We start from the raw sequence: 17,012 nt of genomic DNA, 5'->3' as shown, positions 1-17,012 counted from the left end.
TCCGCTAAGGAGCTTTTGACATCGAAGCAGAATCAGGCGGACAACCCTGCGAACCTAACCGCAGTCGTGGCCGGCTCCCCTGGAGCCTTAAGGTTCTCGGGTTCGTGAATACGAAACGTTATATGAAAGGGACAGTTCATTAAATATAAGTGAGGAGAATGCTGTGATGATTTCAATAATGAAAAGATTCGCATTCTGGTTTTGTTTACTTTCTTTATTGATTTGTTTCTTTAATTTCTCTGGAAATGATGATAAGAACCTTTTAATTTTCCTTACTAACCCTATTAACTTGCTATTAGTTGATTGGCTAACAGATATTAACACAAATCCAGATACAACCAAATTCTTTCAACCATTAATATACTTTTTTCATTTATTGTTTTGGATCGTATTAGGGTTTGTAATAGATTTAATAATAAAGATTATCAAAAAGCATAAAAGAGATTTAAGAAGTAAATAAAAATATTGATAAAACAAGAATTTGAAGTGATATCGAAGAAGTTGTCCCCATCATATAACACCGTATTCACGCTGCGTCTCTATCGCTCCTTGGTCCGGCCGAAGCAGGAAGAAGAGGTTTCAAAGAAGTCTATTCAGTAGCAGAGAAGCAAATTCAGCCGGACAACCTTGCACTGCCTAACCGCGTCGCGGCCGTTCCCTCCGGTCACTTAAGCCAGTGAGGATTCGTGAATACAAAGACGTTATGTGAAATTCCCTAAGAGCTTTAAAACATAATGACACTTTTTGGAGGTTAATTGATGGGAGCATGGGGAACTGGAATTTTTGAGAACGATGATGTATTAGATTGGAAGGCAGATTTACTTGATTCTGATGACATCGAATTAATTGAAGAGACGATTGAAGAAGTATTAGAAGAAGATTATATTGAGTCAGATTTAGCTTCAAATGCTCTAGGGGCAATTGAGATCCTTGCAGCATTACAAGGTAGTCCTGGGAAAGAGATATTGAATAATAAAAGTAATACTGAAGATCTATATGACTGGATCAATACACATAAAGGTAAAGGAAAAAAGCTCATTTCAAAAGCTAAAGGAGTACTTAAGAAAATTAAGAAAGATTCAGAACTAAAAGAGCTATGTGAAGAATCAGAAGAATATCCGTTCTGGTTAAATACAATAAATGACTTAGAAAATTGATTGTAAAGAAATTGATAGCTATTCGAGAAGAGGGAACATCACATAACATAATATTCAGGCAGCGGCTCCGTTGGAGCCTTTGGGCTGCGGGGTGGATTTCGAAGAGGAAATTTCAGCAGACAACCCCTTCGGGGTTCATGAATACAGGAACGTTATGTGAAAGATTGTGCAAATCAATTTTGAAGGGGGATACAATGAAGAGTAACTATTGGGAGAATTTTTTGAATCCCCAAACTCTTAAAGGGAATCTAATAAAAACTTCAATGTTTATTACTGCATTTGAGCTATTAAAAGATAGAATAATTGACCATCCGAAAACACTGTTTTGTGATGATCTTGACTCAGAAGGATGGATAATAAATGAAAACTACCAAATCAAAGTTCTATCAAGGAATAAGAGTCCTCTATATGCTTCACTAGACTGGTTTGAAGAAATGGAAACAATCTCCGAGAAGGATATAGAGATATTTAACAAACTTAAGAACTATCGAAACAAGCTAACTCACGAAATGGCTGATATAATTTCACAAGGGATTAATGAAGAAGAATATTATAAATTGTTTTCAGACCTGATTAATTTCTTTGAAAAGATTGATAAGTGGTGGATATTAAATTTTGAATTAGCGATTGATCCAGATATAGAGATTGAACATGTCGATGAGAATTCTGTACTGTCCGGGCCAGTTTTAATGCTGAAGGTTATGTTGGATATAGTCTTCTCAGACGAAAAAGAATCATGGAAATATTACAACGATTTTGTTAAGACATATGTAAATAGATAGCGTAGCTTTGAAGGCACGATCCATCACATAACATAGTATCTACGCTGCGGGCCGTTCAGCCCTTGGTCTGCAAGATGTGATTTGGGGAAGCGATTTCAGCAGACAACCCTGCGAGGCTAAGTCCGTAGGACCCAGTCGCTTGCGCTCCTTTAACCCCCTCGGGTTCGTAGATACAAGAACGTTATGCGAAACCTCGGGAATACTAAACAAAGGGTGATAAGCAATGAATAAGGATCAATATTTTAAAGATCTTGAAGAAATAATAACAGACAAGATTTTTATTGGAACATCAGCAACAGATCTTCAGAGAGAAATTGAAGTAAATAGTTGGAGAATATCGATTATCTGAGAAAGTCACAATGGAAGAGTTCAATAAATTTATAAATAAAATAATCAGTCAAAGGCAAAAACAAATTAATGATTCAAGTTCAAACAGAGGGATGTATTTTTATTTATGGTTTGATTGGATAGCAAGTCAGTTGAGATTCAATTTAATCTCTGATACTAATGAGAAGTTACCGTTCAACTGCAAATTGCAATTTGTAGAGGATCCACTGGATATCATAAACGATTTCATAAACTCACCATTTCATAATGGGATACCTATTGAAGGAATCGATGATAAATCAGAAGAAGAACCTGCATTAAAGATATTTAAAGTGCATTTAAATAGACAGTAATATGGAATGTATCTCGAAGAAGTCCGAGGCATCGCATAACACAATATTCACGCATCGGGCCATTCGGCCCTCGGTCCGGCGGAAGTTAGAAGTGGAATCGGTGAGGAATTTCAGCAGTAAGGAAGCGAATTCAGCCGGACACATCCGCACCGACTAACCGTATCGCGGCTGCCCCTGGCGGGGCATAAGTCGGTGGGACGTCGTGAATACGGGAACGTTATGCGACAGAATCAACAAATAGAAAAACACAAAAAAGAACTCTTGTTCTCTTTTTGGAGGGGTGCTAGAGTATATTTGAAATCACATTATGATAATGGAGGTGAATTTTTATGGCGGTTAAACATATTCCAACAAATGTTGTGCACAGCGGAAGTAAAGGTGGAACTACTGGATGTGGGACGAATACCAATGAACATTCGGATCATTGGGTAAGCTCTGGTGAAGTGTTACTTGTAATAAAAATGGTTGCAAGAACTAAAAACGGTAAAACAATGACTGCCCTTCGATGAGTTTTAGGGTAGTCATTGTTTTTAAAGAATGTGTTTTGTAAGTTTCAGGTCTTCAAACATATATCCTATTTTACAAAAAGACCGTGCATTTATTAAAAACTATTATTTTGTAACTCACTAAAGAGTTGAAGAGCATCTTTGAAGCCTTGTATGTAGATACTTCTTTCCATGATGGACTGGAGAGAAATTTGGGCGTCTTCATAAAGAAAAACCGTATGTTGAAATTGATCGGGTAAAGCTTCACGAATTGTTTTGAAATATTGATCTATTTCTGAAGAAAGATGATTGTATTCGGTATGATATTTTGAAAGTTCAGTGTAAAGTAATTCTAACCGTATTCTTATGAGTGGTTCTGCTAATGATTCTAATGTATTAACCATATGTATCCTCCTCGTTAACTCTATAGAGTTATTATATAACCTTATGAAGTTAATTACAAGGTGAATATTTGACTTTATAGAGTTAATACTTCGCTTTTCGTTGATGATTGCTGGTGTGGGGGATAAGATAGAATTATGGAGGGGAAGAAATGACATTTATTAAGTGTAATATAAGAGAACTTATGGCAGAACATCGAATAGATGATATAACCGAATTGATGGCGAAATCAGGATTAAGTCGGAATTCGATCAACAAGTTATACAGGGAAACCAATATAGAAACAACAAAATTAGAAACCTTATTCAAGCTATGCGATACATTCAACTGCAAATTATCTGATCTGATTGAATATATACCTGGAGAAGATGTATAGAGGAGGTATATTCGAGAAGAGATTCCGTCGTATAACATAATTCAAGCAGCGGCTCCTAACAGAGCCTTGGTCTGCGGGAAGGATTTCGAGAAGGTATTCCAGCAGACACATCCGACATTCGTCGGACGTCTTGAATACAGGAACGTTAACTGAAATAACCGAAAGGATGACAAACGATGAACATTAAACAAATTAGTAATAAACACGTTTTATTTTGCAGTAATCAATTTTTTGATTTGAATATTCATTTAATCTTGGGAGCTAAGAATACTTATTTAATTGATACTGGTCTAGGTTCCGATTTTGTGCAACCTGCTGTAGATTACATAAACCAAATCACTAAGCCCTTAATTATTATTAATACTCACCATCATTGGGATCATGTTTTTGGAAACAATAGATTTAAAGATTGCTTAATCATCTCTCATCAACTTTGTAGAGACATTATTGAAAAAGAATGGGACACGGTGGTAAATAAATATTCCAAATTCAGCATGGGAGAAGTGAAGAAATGCCTTCCCAATTTGATGTTTGAAAAGGAGCTATTCTTTCCAGAAGATAAAATAAGATTGATTTATACACCAGGACATACAATAGATTCTATAAGTGTGGTGGATGAAGAAGAAAAAGTAATTAATGTAGGAGATAATATTGGAGATACAATGGAGGAAATCATTCCAGCTCTGTATTGTGATAAAAAACACTATAGAGAAACAATAAATACATACAAAAATTTAGATATGGAAACATGGATATCAGGCCATAATATTGTATTAAAAAAGGATGTAATTGAAAAAATAGAAAAACAACTAGAATCATTAGTAGAGTGATTCGAAGAAGTCGGTTACATCAGTTAACATAGTATCTACGCTGCGGTCCGATCGTCCCTTGGTCTGCATGAGGCAATTTATGAAAGCAGTCTCAGCAGACAACCCTGCGAGGCTAAGTCTGTCGGACCCGGCGCATTTGCGCCTTAAGCCTCACGGGTTTGTCGATACGGAAACGTTAGATGAAATTACGATGCAAGTTCTTATCAAAAACTATGAGGTGCATAATGCCAAGACAAATTACATTGGGTGATGGAAGAACAGTAGAAGTTGAATGTATAAGCTGCGCATTGACAAGTGGTTTGATTACTCCACCAGGTGGAGTAATTTTTGAATCAAGCAACTTTCATGTCCATCAGGATGTTGCTTACCCAATCAAAGGGTTAGTTATTTTGGCTTCAAAGAGACATTTTTACTGCATGGATGAATTAACAGATGAAGAGCGATTAGAATTTATTTCGTTAATTCATAAGCTCAGAAGTGAACAAAGAAAACGATTGGGAATTGAAAAGGTCTATTATTTTTATAATGAAGATACAACACATCACTTTCATTTATGGATGGTTCCTAGATATGAATGGATGTACCAATTTGGAAATTCAGTAGAATCATTAAGACCGGCATTATTACATGCAAGGAATAATATGAATGACGATGAGAATATGAAAAGTGTAGAAGAAGGGGTTAGCATGTTAAGAGAGGGCATGAGGGATTTTGTGAGTAGCTCAAGGTAACTCCATCTAACAACGTATTCACGCTACTGGCAATCGCCCTTGGTCCGGACCGATGTAGAAAAGCCGAGGGTGAATTCAGCAGGACAACTCCTGCGAGGCTAAGGCTTCGCCCCGTTCCCTTCGGTCACTTAAGCCTCTCGGGTTCGTGAATACAAGAAACGTTATAAGAAATCCCCGCGAAAAATAAAAACTATCATAAAGAAAAGAGAGATCAATATGAACATATCAATCCGAGAGATAACTGAAAATGATCCTTTGATTATCTCAAATTCTTTTAAAGAACAAGGTTGGAATAAACCAGTATCTCTTTATGAGGGATATATTTCTGAACAAAATAATGGGGAAAGAGTCACATTGATAGCAGAAGTTGATGGGCTATTTGCTGGGTATGTGAACGTAATTTGGAAATCTTTTTATCCTGCATTCAGGGACAATGCTATCCCAGAAGTTAGTGATTTTAATGTTCTATTAAAATATCGGAGATTAGGTATTGGTTCTAAATTAATGGATCGAGCCGAAGAAATAATAAGTGAAAGATCATCAGTTTCTGGAATCGGAGTAGGAGTATTTTCTGATTATGGTAATGCTCAAGTGTTATACGTAAAGCGTGGATATGTTCCAGACGGGAAAGGGATACATAACGGACAACACTATGTTAAGTACGGGGATAGAGTTGTTATAGACGATGATATTGTTCTCTATTTCACAAAAAAATTGAACGATTAAAACTTGATGGTATTGCTTCGAAGGTATGGAAATCTTATAACAACGTATTCACGCATCTGGCTATTTAGGCCCTCGGTCCGCCGCGGAGAGAATTCGGGGAAGTTAGTTCAGGCGGACACACCCCTTCCCCTAAGATAAGAGCTATCTAAGGGTAATGGGCGTCGTGAATACGAGAGACGTTATAGGAAATCAGCGCGATAAAAAGGAAAAAGTTTGTTATCGATCAATAAACAATAACGCAACATTAGAGTAATTATTCATCTGACAGAATCATTTCTAGAAGAGGTGGACAGTGTGTTGAATGAACAAATAAGATATGAAATTAAGAATAGCAAGACTCTTTGTGGCCCATTTACATCATTCGATTTAGAAAAAGCCCCTGATATCCCTCAGTATCTATTCGAGGAATGGTTTCAATCTGCACTAGATAACGATGTTCATGAGCCGCAATCCATGACGCTATCATCAGTAGATAAACATGGTTTTCCTGATTCACGTGTCCTCATATTAAAAGATATTGATGAAGATGGTTGGTACTTTGCTACAAGTTCCAATAGCAAAAAAGGAGAACAGCTTCGAAATAATCCCAATGTTTCATTATGTTTTTATTGGTCGAAAGTTGGTCGACAAATACGAATTCGTGGGAAAGCGATGGAGATGGGTAAAAAACTAAGCACATTAGATTTTATGAAACGAGGTACTGTTGCAAAGGCAATAGCATTAATTGAAAGACAAGCCAAATATTAGTGAACCCATCAGAATTAGAAGATAATTTACAAGAAAAACTAAATGAACTTATTAAGAATCCTGAACTTGTCTCATCTTCTTGGACCCTTATATCAAGTGACTGCTAGAGAAGTTGAGTTTTGGCAAGCGAATGAGGATAGAAAACACACAAGATTACAGTATAAATTAGATTGTGACAGGTGGACTAAAAACATACTCTGGCCATAAGAATCGTTTGAAAGTAATTCGATGAAGGCGCCGACATCCTATAACAATGTGTTCACGCATCGGTGCTCACGTCCCTCGGTTGTCAGATGTATAATCAAGGAAAAAGCTCAGACAAGATAGGAGCTATCTAAGGCTGGGTCGCGTCGTAAACACCAAAACGTTATCTGAAAGATGTGCAAAGGATTATTAAAGATAAGGAATGATGAGAAATGGAAGTAAGGCAAATGTCTACTGCCTTTCTGTTTAATGAAAATAAAGTACTATTGATGAAGAAAGACTCAAGTAGAATCACAGAAACAGAGTTCTGGACAGGGCTTGGTGGACATTTAGAACCAGATGAGTTGAATTTTCCGAAGAGGGCTTGTATTCGAGAAATCTTTGAGGAATCCGGAATACAAGAGGAAGAGATTGAAGAATTAAAATTAAGGTACATATTATTACGAATCAAAGATGAAGAAATAAGACAACAATTTGTATATTTTGGAAAAACCAAGAGAACCAACTATATAAATTCAGAAGAAGGAGAACTACATTGGATTGATAAAGATAAGATTTTAGAGTTGAGATTATCTAAGATCGTAAGCTTCATGGTGAAACACTTTTTGGAGAACCCTAACAAAAACGAAATAATCATAGGAACAATTACAATAAATAATGAAGAGAGCCCAGAAATACAATGGTCAGAACTTAAAGATCCAAAGATTTTTTAGCATATTCGAAGAAGACACATCCATCAGATAACACAATATTCGCGCTGCGGGCCATACGGCCCTGGATCTGCCAGAATTATTTTCGAGGAAGAGGATTCAGGCAGATACATCCATTCCCCTAAGATAAGAGCTATCTAAGGAGAATGGACGTCGCGAATAGTACAACGTTATCTGAAATTCGGGTGAAATTTATAAGAAGGAGAAGTATATGAACAAAATAAAAGATCTTCTAAGAGATGTACAAAATAATAATTTTAAAACACCTAAGGAAACAGACATGAATCAACTAGTCCAAGAAATGATTCTACACATCGGGTCGATTGATGATGAATTAAGAGATAAGCTCATTTATGGAACTTTATGTAGATGGATAATGGATCAAGAACTAAGTATAGATTTAGTAAGACAATTGTTATATGTGACTTTGGATGATGATCATTTATTCCATGGAATAGGTGATTTTGATCAAGATACAGTATTTACACGTTCCTTTTCAGTCCTGTTCATACCACTTGCTTTACATTATAACGATATCTTCAATTATTTAACTGAATCTGATTATGAATATATATACTCGAGAGTAACCTTGTATTTTGAACGTGAGAAGGATTTTAGAGGATATATATTAGATAAGGGATGGGCACATTCGATTGCACATGCAGCTGATGCTTTAGATTCGATAGCGGCTGCGTCCTATTATTCTCGTGATCATTTATTGTTTATTTTAGAGATGATAGGAGAAAAGGGTTGTGTTAATAACTATTACTATATAAACGGTGAAGATGAAAGGATGGCAGAAGTAGTCATTCAAATTGTAAAGCGTAATATTCTAAAGAAAGATATTTTACTTAATTGGGTTCAACAACTTGGTCGCTTTAAAAGATTAGACATATATCCTCAAGATGATATAAAAAGAGGAAATACAAAAAATCTTTTGCGTAGTGTCTATTTTAAATTACTGGATGTTAGTGGGTTTGAGGTTATAACAAATGAAATAGTAAAAACATTAAAACAAATCTAAAATCTAGCTAAATCGAAGAAGTCCCGAAGATCCGATAACACCGTATTCACGCCGCGTCGCTTATACTCCTTGATTCGCCCGAAGGGGACAGTGCCAGGAAGTGAACACAGGCGAATAACCCTGCGAGGCTAAGTCTGCGATCCGGCAGCGTTGCTGCCTTAAGCCTCTCGGGTTCGTGAATACAAGAACGTTAAGTGGAATTACTGCATTACAGACCTTATATAAATAAAAATAATCAACAAAACCTATAAAAGCGTTATAAAATGAGTTATACTGAGGTAAGAATAAGTAAGGAGCCGTGCGCTAACACGACTCCAAAGTACAATAACTGCATAAAGAGCAGTCGGCCACACTAGTTAGGTCGCAGAATAGACCGTTTCCTTAGGCAGGGCGGTCTATTTCTTTTTCATGTAGGTAAGCAATGCCAGAATGAACATGCCGAACATGAACATTAAGGTAAGTGCATCTTTGACCTCCATGGGCATCACCTCCCTTCTGGGAGATTAGCCGACCGCCCTTATAGCCGTATATTGTACTAGAAAATTATAACATATTAAAGATAATGAAATGCCATTAAAATGCTATAAATAACTAGAATAAATAGAAAACAATATTTATATCTAACCGTATATGAGAATGTAAATACAGAGAAGTCAGGAACATCACTTAACAATGCATCTATGCTACGGGGCATTCGCCCCTTGGTTGTCAGAAGAAACTCATAGAAGTGAATTCAGACAACACGCGACCCGACCTAAGATAAGAGCTATCTAAGGCCGGGTCGCGTCATAGATACAGTGAACGTTATCGGAAATTATCTGTATTAATAGAATAGAGAGAGAGTTAAAGTCCTCAAGAATGAGGTGAAAAATGAAAGTATTTAGAAAGAAAACAATACCAATGAAAGTTAAAAGCATGTTATTTTTTTGTGTAGTAGACGAAAGAAAATATGATGTAGTATTTCGAGCATATTCTGGTAAATATAAGTCATCGTTTGTAGAAATCATTTTTAATTGGAAGGATACGTATTGCATAAATCTATATAAGCCAAGTGTGCGTGCAATATTAATCGAACACACAATTAGTAAGGGATGGAAACCATATAATGAAAAACAAATAATTAGAGTTTCGGATAGCAGTGAAATCATTGAAGAATTATCCCTAAAAGAACTATAACTATATACCGGAATAGAAATAGAATGACGCAGGTAAAATTCGGAGATGGCAATAACATCCGATAACAAAGTATCTACGCTTCGGGCCATATGGCCTTGGTCTGCTAGATGTGAATCGGGATAGCGATTTCGGCAGACAACCCTACGAGGCTAAGTCAGTTAGACCCAGTCGCTGGCGCTCCTTTAAGCCTCTTGGGATCGTAGCTACAAGAACGTTATGTGAAACCACCGAAATCATATTCTATTGGGGGATCATCATGGAAGAAATTAAAAACTCAGAAATGCAAGACGGGGTCATTACTTTGGTAGATGTCTTAGGTTGGAAAGGGATATGGAAAAGAAATTCGAATGCTCTATTTGAATTAAGTAACCTAATAAATCTAGTAGATGAAAGAGCAAGTGAAATAACCAGTGAAGATAAATTTAAACAAGAAAAAGCAAAGAGATTTAAAAAGATAAAGCCGGAGATTAGAAGTATTTCTGACACAATTGCAATAATTACTTACCTTTAGTGAAGGAAGCATTGGATTTTCGGATTTATTGGATTTCCACGCCGTTTTGTCAGCATTGTTAATTACAAAAGGCTTAGATTTTGGTTTAGGTATTAGAGGGGCAACAAGCGTTGGTAAATTCATAAGCAAAGATAATATATTTGTTGGTCCGGCAATTGATGAAGTAGCTGCTTGGTATGAAATATCAAATTGGATTGGAGTCATACAAACTCCAAGTGCAAAAAATATATTTCTAAGAGATACTTTTAGCAATTTATTAGTTGAATATAACGCACCTATTAAGGGCTTAGGAACCTATAAAACATACTGTCCAAACTGGCCTACAGCATGGAAAAATTCACAAAAGAAAACAGACACACAGTTACATGAAATTTTTAAGAAAATGAATCCTATGTATCCTGAAGTAGCTATTAAATTACAAAATACAATAGACTTTTACGATTTTTCAAAAGATCTTAAGGTGAGCTTTAAATGATTGTTGAGGATAGATCATAGAAGTCGGTGACATCACATAACAACATATTCACGCTTCGGGACATTCGGCCCTCGGTCCGGCAGCAGTCTGATGTTGATTCGATGAGGCATTTCAGTATACGAGGAAGCAGATTCAGCCCGACACATCCGCACCGACTAAGCGCATCGCGCCCGGCGACTTCGTCGCCTTAAGTCGGTGGGACGTCGCGAATACAACAATGTTAGACGAAATTATTGTTTGATAAATATCTACAAGAATCCAAATGCTTTCATCAATAATATGAACAACAAATAATGAAGCACTGAAGGAGACTAACGATGAAAGATCCAAGAATTGAACAACTCGCTAAAAAACTTATTCAATATTCAGTGAAGCTGCAACGAGGAGAAAAAATATTAATTGAGGTTGATGGATTGGAAATCCCCTTGGCCAAAGAATTGGTAAGGCAGTCTTATCTCGTAGGTGGAGTCCCATTTCTATTAATAAATAATCATGAGTTATTAAGAGAGATTTTGATTGATTGTACTAAGGAACAATTAATAGCAATGGCATCTTACGATCTAAATCGAGTAAACGATATGCAAGCCTATATACTTATTAGAGCTGGGGAGAATATGAGTGAATTAAGTGGTGTATCTCCTGAAAAAATGGCGTTGTACAGGAAGCACTACTCTCAACCAATTAATGGAAGACGATACAACAATACAAAATGGTGTATTCTTCGTTACCCGAATCATGCCATGGCACAGCAGGCGAACATGTCAACAGAGGATTTTGAGGATTTATATTTTAATGTGTGTAATCTGGACTATTCAAAAATGGGTAAAGCTATGGATAATCTAATTGAGTTAATGGAGCAAACAGACAAAGTTAGAATTATAGGAGAAGGAACGGAACTAACATTTTCGATTAAAGGCATGCCTTGTATTAAAGATGCAGGAATTATGAACCTTCCAGATGGTGAAGTTTATACGATGCCAGTTAAAGATTCCGTAAACGGAATTATCACGTATAATACACCTTCTTTAAAAGAGGGCTTCACTTACGAGAACATTCGTTTCGAAATAAAAGACGGTGTAATTATACATGCTACCGGAAATGATTCAGAAAGAATTAATAAATTATTGAATACGGATCAGGGTTCGAGATATTTTGGTGAATTTGGAATTGGTCTTAATCCATATATTGAGCATGTGATGAAGGATACTTTATTTGATGAAAAAGTATGGGGAAGCTTTCATTTTACTCCTGGATGTGTTCCGGTTAGTTCACCAGGAAATGATAATTGGTCTGAGTTACACTGGGATATTGTTAATATCCAAAGGCCTGAGTACGGCGGGGGAGAGATATGGTTTGATGATATATTAATCCGCAAAGATGGGATGTTTATTCCTAATACTTTAAAAGGATTAAACCCTGAAAACTTAAAGTGATAATATCGACTTCATATTTATACATTTTTATATAGAAGATCCCTCCAATAATATAAAAAGACCCATAGAATCCATTTCTCTTATTCGGGCTAAATATAAAAAGAGATGGAGAACTAGCCCTATCTTCACAAAATCAGATATTTAGTGAAGGCATCCATAGTTATTTCAGTATGAAACGAAAAGTTAATCAAAAAAGACTAAAGGATTCGGATTTGTTACCAATTCAAAGGAGACAATAACCTCGTCTAACAATGCATTCCAGCATCGTCGCTGACACTCGTCGGTCGCCAAGGGAAGTATCAATGAAGCAGACTCAGGCGACACATCCAACCGGTTAAGTCTCACGATCCGGTCTTACGTGCCTTAAGCCGCTTGAATATTAAGGAGTATTTTTTATGAATGATAAACTGGAAGTTTTTGAAGAGGCAATTTCAGATGTAGGTTACTGGTCTTGGTGGGCAGAAAAATTACCAGAGGTATTTCAAATCGAATTTGGAGGGACTCATATTTGGTCACCACCTATCAATTCAAGCAGCCCACCGTCAGGTCAAGTTGCTTTGAGATTTGGTAATCCTGTCTCTATTAGTTTTCTAAAAAGCGTTACTTCTAATTTACCGAATAATTGGACTGATTTATTTAGAGAGGACCAATTAGAATCTTTTTCAATAAACTATGGAGAGTTCAAATTTAACAATTCGAATTATATTAAAGAATTATTGAAATCAGATACTCATGTTGAGACAACATTTGGACAAGATCCATTACTGATGATCGATAATGATAATTCTAATGTTAGTCTTGCTTTCTTAGCTGGTGAGGTTGGATTCATCATTATCGCACAAGAACTTAGAATAATTAATCAGAATGGAGATCTTGAATTAAATGATATAGAAGAATTAGTTTCTAGATGGTGGAGTTATTGGAAAGAGTATTGGAAAGTAAAGGGCACAAAAGATGAACTTCCAAAGGATTATGCATGTGAAGTAACAATACCTTTGAAAGCTGATCAATGATGAACCGTACATCAGATAACATTATATTCACGCATCGAGCCTGACGGCTCCTCGGTCCGCAAGAAGTGATCGGCAGGGAAGTATATTCAGCGGACACATCCGCACCGACTAACCGCATCGCGGCCAGCTGCTGTCGCAGCCTTAAGTCGGTGGGACGTCGTGAATACGGGAACGTTATGTGACATCACTGCATGAGATATTTTCAAGGAAATTCTAGGTAGTTCGTTTAAGTCCCATAATCGTAGCTCGTGGGAGCGGTAAATCTTATGATGCAGGAGTTATCAAAAAGTAATGGAATAAATTAAATATGGGTTGGATAATTTTGTTGATAATTGTAGAGCAGTGAATATACGAGATTCAAAAAATATACATAAAGAGAGTTTGATAGTTGAAGGTGCGTTCATTCTTAGGGATAGAAAAAGCTGGAAAGGAAGCGGCTTATGTTTACTATTTATGATTGGTTTGGCTATCAATTGCCGAATAAGGAACGTTTTCAGTTGATAAAAGAAGCTGGATTTGATGGGGTTTTATTATGGTGGAGCGATGGCTTTGGGCGTGACTGCTTTGGCCAGAACGATTACCGCAAAGGGCCGCAAATTGCGCGAGAAGCGGGTCTTTTTATAGAAAATATCCACGCACCAGTCCAAAGTGAAAACAACCTCTGGCTTGACAATCTGGACGGTGAAATCGTAACTGATTGCTATTTGCAATGTATTGCAGACTGCGCCGAATTCGGGATTCCGACAATGGTGTTACACTTGCCTAACGAGGATAATCCATGTAACACATTGGGACTGGATAGAATTAAGAGAATCACTGAAAAAGCTGAACAGCTTGGTGTCAATGTTGCAGTGGAGAATTTATGGAACCTTTCCAATTTGGCATATGTGCTGGATCATGTGGATTCCCCCCGTATCGGGTTCTGTTATGACTCCGGACATCACTACCGCCATTATCCAAAAGATGATTTATTATCTATGTACGGTTCTCGGCTGATGGCACTACATTTACATGATAATAACGGAAGTTATGCCCAACACGGGTTACCCTTTGACGGCACGCTTGATTGGTCTACAATCATGAAAGGAATTGCGGGAACAGATTATTCAGGTGCGACTGCAATAGAGGCCATGAATTGGGACTATAAGGATTTATCGGTTAATGAGTACTTACATAAAGCGTTTGAGCGAGCAAAAAGGTTGGAAACATTAAAACTAAGGTTTGAAGAATAGAATAGTAAAGCAATTGATAAGGAATTTTAATAGAAAAGAACAAGATCATAGTAGAGATAATAAACTAATTGTTAGTTATTCATGATGGCAATGACATCACATAACATCCTATTCACGCTTAGAGGCTATCGCCCCTTAGTTGCCAGATGTATAATCGTGGAAGGAAGCTCAGACAACAAACGCCCCAACCTATGATAAGAGCTATCTAAGGTTGGGGCGTTTCGTGAATACAACAACGTTATATGAAATCAGTGCAGAAGAGGAGATGCTAATACTGGAAATACAGGTAAGATTTTTTAAACTACCACGAATTCTGATCATTGTACTTGTATTGTTGTCTGTACTAGGATTAAGTCTCTATTTCACTTATCCATTAAAAATTCAAAATGTATTACAACAGACAGAAAATATTGAGAGGATTCATGTTACTTATATTTCAAATAGCAAGTTTACTAATTACTTGTTATCCAAAGATCAAGGTATTCACTTTAATGAGTTAATTCAACTAATGGATGAGATTACATACACCAGAAAATTAAATACTTTTCAAGGTGGGAGTGGTGATGTGATTTTCATGACAGTCTTTTATAGGGGAGATGATGGGGAAAGTAATAACTACTCTGTTGATATTCGTGAATTGGGGATCATTATCTGTCATAAAAAGGAATATAAAATGGACGGGGATTCAACGGAGTTAATTAATAAACTTGTAAATTGGATAATGAGTAATGGAAGTAAACTCGAGGACGGCGCAGACTCCATATAACACCGTATCTACGCTGCGGGTTTCACCCTTGGTTCGCGAGAAGTCCTAGGCATAGAAGAGAATTCAACTCACAACCCTGCGAGGCTAAGTCCGTTGGACCCGGTCGCATACGCTCCCTTAAGCCTCTCCGGTTCGTAGATACATGAACGTTATATTAAACTGATGCAATGATAATAAAGATTTTAAAGGATGTGTCTCCATGCCACGACTTATTGGTGATCGAATAATTTTAAGAGAGTATTGCAAGGAAGATTTAAAGTTTATGAGACAATGGTGTAATGATCCAGAAATCGTTGATAATCTATCGGATATTTTCTTGTTTCCTCATACAGTAAATGGAACAGAACAATATTTAAATTCAATACTTGAAGGGAAAACAGATCAAAAAGGATTTGTAATTGCACACAAAGATACTGAGGAGTACATTGGACAAATTGATTTGTTTAGAATTGACTGGAAGAATAGATCAACTGAGCTTGGAATAGTGATTGGAATTAAAGAGTATCTTGGCAATGGATATGGTACTGAAGCAATAAAAATACTACAGGATTTTGTGTTTAACAGATTAAATTTAAACCGATTACAGCTGGAAGTACATGATTTTAATGAAAGAGCTTATAGATGCTATTTAAAGTGTGGATTTAAAGAAGAGGGAAGATTAAGAGAGAAGAATTTTGTTAATGGACGATATTCAGATACGATTAATATGAGCATATTGCAAAGAGAATATGAAGAATTAAATAAGCAATAATCTCGTAAGTAATTCTAAGAAGGCATCAGCATCATATAACAACGTGTTCCTGCTTTGCGGCGTCCGCCGCTCGGTCTGCCAGAGGAATCTCAGCAAGCAAATTTAGGCAGACACATCGATTCCCCTAAGATAAGAGCTATCTAAAGGGAATCGACGTCAGGAGCACAACAACGTTATATGAAATCAGTGTAATACTAAAAAGAACCGTAAAAGAAGGAGTGACAAAATTGAGCTTAATGCCCCTAAAAATACCCGCGGGGTATGCGATAACTTATAATAATTTTCATAACATAGATCCAATAATAGATGAAGTAAATAAAAAGCGAATAAGTAATAGTTTTTACTTCACAGAGGATATACTTCAAATTCATAAAATGGTTGTTGTAAATGGTAATTGGGTAGTACCCGAAGAAGGAAAAATAATAATTGATCTAGGTTGGTATCCAGAATGCACTTCAAATGGAAAATACAAATTAGTAGTAGTTGATGAACAATGGAATGAAATAAAGTCTATGAGATCAAAAGACAGATTAAAAATAAGAGATACATTAGAAAAATGGTTAAAAGAACTTTAAATCGAAAGCATGATGGCATTTACTAGTAGAGTCGTAGAAGACACTGAATTCATATAACATAGTATTCACACTGCGGGCCATACGGCCCTTGGTCTGCAGAGGCTTTTCGAAGAAGTGAAATCAGCAGATAACCCTGCACTGACTAAGTCCGTCGGACCCGGGGCTAGCGCCCCTTAAGCCAGTAAGGGTTCGTGAATACGGGAATGTTAGGTGAAATTCTCGTAAG

Annotated in this window: 24 protein-coding genes; 22 read left to right on the top strand and 2 right to left on the bottom strand. The window is 36.6% G+C overall.

Annotation, left to right across the window (positions count from 1 at the left end; translation table 11 throughout):
• The first annotated feature begins 758 nt into the window (after positions 1-758).
• The 4 genes from ABEQ74_RS07250 (at position 759) to ABEQ74_RS07235 (ending at position 3,128) form a co-directional block, all read left to right on the top strand.
• Positions 759-1,157 carry a DUF4259 domain-containing protein gene (locus ABEQ74_RS07250; protein WP_430120866.1) on the top strand — a complete coding sequence of 133 codons (399 nt, stop codon included), beginning with the start codon at positions 759-761 and terminating at the stop codon, positions 1,155-1,157.
• A 194-nt stretch (positions 1,158-1,351) separates the two neighbouring features.
• Entirely contained in the window at positions 1,352-1,939 is a 588-nt protein-coding gene (locus ABEQ74_RS07245; RefSeq protein WP_430120864.1) for a hypothetical protein, read from the top strand.
• Between the two features lie 223 nt (positions 1,940-2,162).
• A complete protein-coding gene (locus ABEQ74_RS07240; RefSeq protein WP_430120862.1) occupies positions 2,163-2,288 on the top strand; it encodes a hypothetical protein in 126 nt (41 codons plus the stop codon).
• A gap of 660 nt (positions 2,289-2,948) precedes the next feature.
• Positions 2,949-3,128 (top strand): hypothetical protein, encoded by a 180-nt coding sequence (locus ABEQ74_RS07235; RefSeq protein WP_430120860.1) that lies wholly within the window; start codon positions 2,949-2,951, stop codon positions 3,126-3,128.
• Between the two features lie 92 nt (positions 3,129-3,220).
• Here the strand turns inward: ABEQ74_RS07235 and ABEQ74_RS07230 are convergent, their stop codons facing one another.
• A complete protein-coding gene (locus ABEQ74_RS07230; RefSeq protein ID WP_430120858.1) occupies positions 3,221-3,508 on the bottom strand; it encodes a DUF6809 family protein in 288 nt (95 codons plus the stop codon).
• 149 nt (positions 3,509-3,657) lie between these two features.
• Here ABEQ74_RS07230 and ABEQ74_RS07225 point away from each other — a divergent pair, with 149 nt between their 5' ends.
• The 9 genes from ABEQ74_RS07225 to ABEQ74_RS07185 all read left to right on the top strand — a co-directional run bounded on the left by ABEQ74_RS07225 (position 3,658) and on the right by ABEQ74_RS07185 (position 8,854).
• Positions 3,658-3,882, top strand: coding sequence for a helix-turn-helix domain-containing protein (locus ABEQ74_RS07225; RefSeq protein WP_430120856.1), 225 nt, complete (start codon positions 3,658-3,660; stop codon positions 3,880-3,882).
• A gap of 176 nt (positions 3,883-4,058) precedes the next feature.
• A complete protein-coding gene (locus tag ABEQ74_RS07220) occupies positions 4,059-4,712 on the top strand; it encodes an MBL fold metallo-hydrolase (protein ID WP_430120854.1) in 654 nt (217 codons plus the stop codon).
• Positions 4,713-4,791: 79 nt separating this feature from the next.
• Entirely contained in the window at positions 4,792-4,962 is a 171-nt protein-coding gene (locus ABEQ74_RS07215) for a hypothetical protein (protein WP_430120852.1), read from the top strand.
• A complete protein-coding gene (locus ABEQ74_RS07210; protein WP_430120850.1) occupies positions 4,937-5,443 on the top strand; it encodes an HIT family protein in 507 nt (168 codons plus the stop codon). Before ABEQ74_RS07215 ends, ABEQ74_RS07210 begins: the two co-directional genes overlap by 26 nt.
• A gap of 216 nt (positions 5,444-5,659) precedes the next feature.
• Complete coding sequence (locus ABEQ74_RS07205; protein WP_430120848.1) at positions 5,660-6,169, top strand: N-acetyltransferase family protein; 510 nt, start codon at positions 5,660-5,662, stop codon at positions 6,167-6,169.
• Positions 6,170-6,466: 297 nt separating this feature from the next.
• Positions 6,467-6,916 (top strand): pyridoxamine 5'-phosphate oxidase family protein, encoded by a 450-nt coding sequence (locus ABEQ74_RS07200; RefSeq protein ID WP_430120846.1) that lies wholly within the window; start codon positions 6,467-6,469, stop codon positions 6,914-6,916.
• A gap of 42 nt (positions 6,917-6,958) precedes the next feature.
• Positions 6,959-7,123, top strand: coding sequence for a pyridoxine 5'-phosphate oxidase C-terminal domain-containing protein (locus ABEQ74_RS07195; protein WP_430120844.1), 165 nt, complete (start codon positions 6,959-6,961; stop codon positions 7,121-7,123).
• A 209-nt stretch (positions 7,124-7,332) separates the two neighbouring features.
• Complete coding sequence (locus tag ABEQ74_RS07190) at positions 7,333-7,833, top strand: NUDIX domain-containing protein (RefSeq protein ID WP_430120842.1); 501 nt, start codon at positions 7,333-7,335, stop codon at positions 7,831-7,833.
• A gap of 208 nt (positions 7,834-8,041) precedes the next feature.
• A complete protein-coding gene (locus tag ABEQ74_RS07185) occupies positions 8,042-8,854 on the top strand; it encodes a DUF2785 domain-containing protein (RefSeq protein WP_430120840.1) in 813 nt (270 codons plus the stop codon).
• 395 nt (positions 8,855-9,249) lie between these two features.
• Here the strand turns inward: ABEQ74_RS07185 and ABEQ74_RS07180 are convergent, their stop codons facing one another.
• Positions 9,250-9,333 (bottom strand): putative holin-like toxin, encoded by an 84-nt coding sequence (locus tag ABEQ74_RS07180; RefSeq protein WP_269474728.1) that lies wholly within the window; start codon positions 9,331-9,333, stop codon positions 9,250-9,252.
• A gap of 391 nt (positions 9,334-9,724) precedes the next feature.
• On the opposite strand from ABEQ74_RS07180, the gene ABEQ74_RS07175 reads away from it, so the two are divergent.
• The 9 genes from ABEQ74_RS07175 (at position 9,725) to ABEQ74_RS07135 (ending at position 16,786) form a co-directional block, all read left to right on the top strand.
• On the top strand, positions 9,725-10,030 hold the full coding sequence (locus tag ABEQ74_RS07175) for a hypothetical protein (protein WP_430120838.1): 306 nt from the start codon (positions 9,725-9,727) through the stop codon (positions 10,028-10,030).
• Positions 10,031-10,286: 256 nt separating this feature from the next.
• On the top strand, positions 10,287-10,541 hold the full coding sequence (locus ABEQ74_RS07170; protein WP_430120836.1) for a hypothetical protein: 255 nt from the start codon (positions 10,287-10,289) through the stop codon (positions 10,539-10,541).
• 46 nt (positions 10,542-10,587) lie between these two features.
• Positions 10,588-11,016: a hypothetical protein gene (locus tag ABEQ74_RS07165; RefSeq protein ID WP_430120834.1), complete on the top strand. Its 429-nt coding sequence runs from the start codon at positions 10,588-10,590 to the stop codon at positions 11,014-11,016.
• Between the two features lie 317 nt (positions 11,017-11,333).
• Positions 11,334-12,449 carry an aminopeptidase gene (locus ABEQ74_RS07160; RefSeq protein ID WP_430120832.1) on the top strand — a complete coding sequence of 372 codons (1,116 nt, stop codon included), beginning with the start codon at positions 11,334-11,336 and terminating at the stop codon, positions 12,447-12,449.
• A 395-nt stretch (positions 12,450-12,844) separates the two neighbouring features.
• A complete protein-coding gene (locus ABEQ74_RS07155; protein ID WP_430120830.1) occupies positions 12,845-13,462 on the top strand; it encodes a hypothetical protein in 618 nt (205 codons plus the stop codon).
• 440 nt (positions 13,463-13,902) lie between these two features.
• Positions 13,903-14,694, top strand: a complete 792-nt coding sequence (locus tag ABEQ74_RS07150) for a sugar phosphate isomerase/epimerase family protein (RefSeq protein ID WP_430120828.1) — start codon at positions 13,903-13,905, stop codon at positions 14,692-14,694.
• 223 nt (positions 14,695-14,917) lie between these two features.
• The gene (locus ABEQ74_RS07145; protein WP_430120826.1) at positions 14,918-15,460 is read left to right on the top strand and encodes a hypothetical protein; all 543 of its coding nucleotides are present in this window, start codon (positions 14,918-14,920) and stop codon (positions 15,458-15,460) included.
• A gap of 199 nt (positions 15,461-15,659) precedes the next feature.
• Complete coding sequence (locus ABEQ74_RS07140; protein WP_430120824.1) at positions 15,660-16,211, top strand: GNAT family N-acetyltransferase; 552 nt, start codon at positions 15,660-15,662, stop codon at positions 16,209-16,211.
• A gap of 236 nt (positions 16,212-16,447) precedes the next feature.
• Positions 16,448-16,786, top strand: a complete 339-nt coding sequence (locus ABEQ74_RS07135; protein WP_430120961.1) for a hypothetical protein — start codon at positions 16,448-16,450, stop codon at positions 16,784-16,786.
• The last annotated feature ends 226 nt before the right edge of the window (positions 16,787-17,012 follow it).

It is taken from the genome of Paenibacillus solani, assembly GCF_050475945.1.
Taxonomy (GTDB): domain Bacteria; phylum Bacillota; class Bacilli; order Paenibacillales; family Paenibacillaceae; genus Paenibacillus_AQ; species Paenibacillus_AQ solani_A.
Note: the sequence above shows the minus strand (reverse complement) of the source record. Positions and strands in the feature narration are given on the sequence as shown.

Bases quoted from the DNA above. Each gene is read 5' to 3' on its own strand.
- ABEQ74_RS07160 (WP_430120832.1), top strand. From the start codon at position 11,334: ATGAAAGATCCAAGAATTGAACAACTCGCTAAAAAACTTATTCAATAT.
- ABEQ74_RS07225 (WP_430120856.1), top strand. From the start codon at position 3,658: ATGACATTTATTAAGTGTAATATAAGAGAACTTATGGCAGAACATCGA.
- ABEQ74_RS07150 (WP_430120828.1), top strand. From the start codon at position 13,903: ATGTTTACTATTTATGATTGGTTTGGCTATCAATTGCCGAATAAGGAA.
- ABEQ74_RS07250 (WP_430120866.1), top strand. From the start codon at position 759: ATGGGAGCATGGGGAACTGGAATTTTTGAGAACGATGATGTATTAGAT.
- ABEQ74_RS07170 (WP_430120836.1), top strand. From the start codon at position 10,287: ATGGAAGAAATTAAAAACTCAGAAATGCAAGACGGGGTCATTACTTTG.
- ABEQ74_RS07195 (WP_430120844.1), top strand. From the start codon at position 6,959: ATGAACTTATTAAGAATCCTGAACTTGTCTCATCTTCTTGGACCCTTA.
- ABEQ74_RS07220 (WP_430120854.1), top strand. From the start codon at position 4,059: ATGAACATTAAACAAATTAGTAATAAACACGTTTTATTTTGCAGTAAT.
- ABEQ74_RS07215 (WP_430120852.1), top strand. From the start codon at position 4,792: ATGAAAGCAGTCTCAGCAGACAACCCTGCGAGGCTAAGTCTGTCGGAC.
- ABEQ74_RS07230 (WP_430120858.1), bottom strand. From the start codon at position 3,508: ATGGTTAATACATTAGAATCATTAGCAGAACCACTCATAAGAATACGG.
- ABEQ74_RS07235 (WP_430120860.1), top strand. From the start codon at position 2,949: ATGGCGGTTAAACATATTCCAACAAATGTTGTGCACAGCGGAAGTAAA.
- ABEQ74_RS07155 (WP_430120830.1), top strand. From the start codon at position 12,845: ATGAATGATAAACTGGAAGTTTTTGAAGAGGCAATTTCAGATGTAGGT.
- ABEQ74_RS07175 (WP_430120838.1), top strand. From the start codon at position 9,725: ATGAAAGTATTTAGAAAGAAAACAATACCAATGAAAGTTAAAAGCATG.
- ABEQ74_RS07210 (WP_430120850.1), top strand. From the start codon at position 4,937: ATGCCAAGACAAATTACATTGGGTGATGGAAGAACAGTAGAAGTTGAA.
- ABEQ74_RS07180 (WP_269474728.1), bottom strand. From the start codon at position 9,333: ATGGAGGTCAAAGATGCACTTACCTTAATGTTCATGTTCGGCATGTTC.
- ABEQ74_RS07140 (WP_430120824.1), top strand. From the start codon at position 15,660: ATGCCACGACTTATTGGTGATCGAATAATTTTAAGAGAGTATTGCAAG.
- ABEQ74_RS07245 (WP_430120864.1), top strand. From the start codon at position 1,352: ATGAAGAGTAACTATTGGGAGAATTTTTTGAATCCCCAAACTCTTAAA.
- ABEQ74_RS07185 (WP_430120840.1), top strand. From the start codon at position 8,042: ATGAACAAAATAAAAGATCTTCTAAGAGATGTACAAAATAATAATTTT.
- ABEQ74_RS07135 (WP_430120961.1), top strand. From the start codon at position 16,448: ATGCCCCTAAAAATACCCGCGGGGTATGCGATAACTTATAATAATTTT.
- ABEQ74_RS07190 (WP_430120842.1), top strand. From the start codon at position 7,333: ATGGAAGTAAGGCAAATGTCTACTGCCTTTCTGTTTAATGAAAATAAA.
- ABEQ74_RS07205 (WP_430120848.1), top strand. From the start codon at position 5,660: ATGAACATATCAATCCGAGAGATAACTGAAAATGATCCTTTGATTATC.
- ABEQ74_RS07240 (WP_430120862.1), top strand. From the start codon at position 2,163: ATGAATAAGGATCAATATTTTAAAGATCTTGAAGAAATAATAACAGAC.